Source organism: Amnimonas aquatica (assembly GCF_002943415.1).
GTDB lineage: Bacteria > Pseudomonadota > Gammaproteobacteria > Pseudomonadales > Moraxellaceae > Perlucidibaca > Perlucidibaca aquatica_A.
Genome location: NZ_PTQZ01000324.1, coordinates 1 through 1,359 on the forward strand (window position 1 = coordinate 1; position 1,359 = coordinate 1,359).

The 1,359-nt window shown below is 70.0% G+C and carries 2 protein-coding genes; both read left to right on the forward strand.

The annotated features are described in order from the left end of the window. The first annotated feature begins 280 nt into the window (after positions 1-280). Positions 281-850, forward strand: a complete 570-nt coding sequence (locus tag C5O18_RS09595) for a YqgE/AlgH family protein (protein ID WP_105193403.1) — start codon at positions 281-283, stop codon at positions 848-850. A 17-nt stretch (positions 851-867) separates the two neighbouring features. Next, positions 868-1,308 (forward strand): Holliday junction resolvase RuvX, encoded by a 441-nt coding sequence (gene ruvX, locus C5O18_RS09600; RefSeq protein ID WP_105193405.1) that lies wholly within the window; start codon positions 868-870, stop codon positions 1,306-1,308. Positions 1,309-1,359: the final 51 nt, after the last annotated feature.

The window sequence follows — 1,359 nt, forward strand, 5'->3', positions numbered from 1 at the left end:
CAGGGTGTTGCGGCCTTCGCGGGCGAAATGCGGGGCGAGGGCGGCACCGATGCCGGACGAGGCGCCGGTGAGCAGGGTGGCGGGACGCGGGGACGGCATGGCGGACTCCAGGGGCGGCGCCTGTCCGGATGACAGGTCGTGACCGGCTGGTCAATCTAGCTGCGCAACAGACATGAGTCAATGTCAGTCTCCCCACCGGCGTGGCTTGCCGGCTGGCCGATGCCCGCCCGGGGCGGGCCTGCCCCTTGTCTCCCGCGTCCGGCATCCCCATAGTGCAGATATGACCCTGCCAGACGCGAACCTCGCCAATCAGCTGCTCGTCGCCATGCCCGAGCTCGATGACGGCCTTTTCAGCCGTGCCGTGATCTATGTCTTCCGGCACGACAAGGAGGGCGCCGCCGGGCTCATCGTCAACCACCCCAGCGATGTACGCTTCGATCACCTGCTGCAGGAGATGCGCCTGCCGCCGCTGAAGCCGCTGGCGCGACCGGAGCAGCCGGTGCTGGTGGGCGGGCCGGTGCACCCGGAGCTGGGTTTCGTGCTGCACCGCGGCCACGGGCCGTGGACATCCACGCTGCTCAGCGGCGAAGACCTGGCCATCACCCATTCGCGTGATGTGCTCGACGCCATTTCCCAGGGTCACGGCCCGGAGGACTATCTGGTGTCGCTGGGCTACGCCGGCTGGGCGCCGGGCCAGCTCGAGCAGGAACTGGCCGACAACGCCTGGCTGACCGCGCCGGCGTCGGAGCGGGTGTTGTTCGAGCTGCCTTACGAGACGCGCTGGGAAGAGGCGATCAAGCAGCTCGGCCTGGACTGGCGACTGATGTCGCACGAGGTCGGACATGCCTGAGCCGCTCGGAAATCGCCGTGGCTGAGCTGCCCGAGCGCCTGCTGGCTTTCGATTTCGGGACCAAGCGCATGGGCGTGGCCAGCGGCCAGGTGATCACCGCCGTGGGCACGCCGCTGACGCCGGTGCCGGCGCGCGACGGCATTCCCGACTGGGACTCGGTCGATGCGCTGGTGCGCGAGTGGCAGCCGCAGGCACTGGTGGTCGGCAATCCGCTCAACATGGACGGCAGCGTTTCCGAGCTCAGCCACCTGGCGCTGAAGTTCGCGCGGCGTCTGGCCGCGCGCTATCCGAGGATTCCGGTGTACCGGCAGGATGAACGCCTGAGCACGCGCGAGGCCCGCGCCACGCTGGCCGAGGTCGGCCAGCAGCGGCGCGGCCGCCTGCCTTCGCTGGACTCCACCGCGGCCTGCCACATTCTCGCCTCGTGGTACGCCGAGCCGAACTGGCTGCGCGTCTGAAGTCCGGTCGCCGTGACCTGTCGTGCGCGCCGGCGGCAGCTGCTGCCGGCG

Coding starts and splice junctions, on each gene's coding strand:
- C5O18_RS09595 (WP_105193403.1), top strand. CDS start 281: ATGACCCTGCCAGACGCGAACCTCGCCAATCAGCTGCTCGTCGCCATG.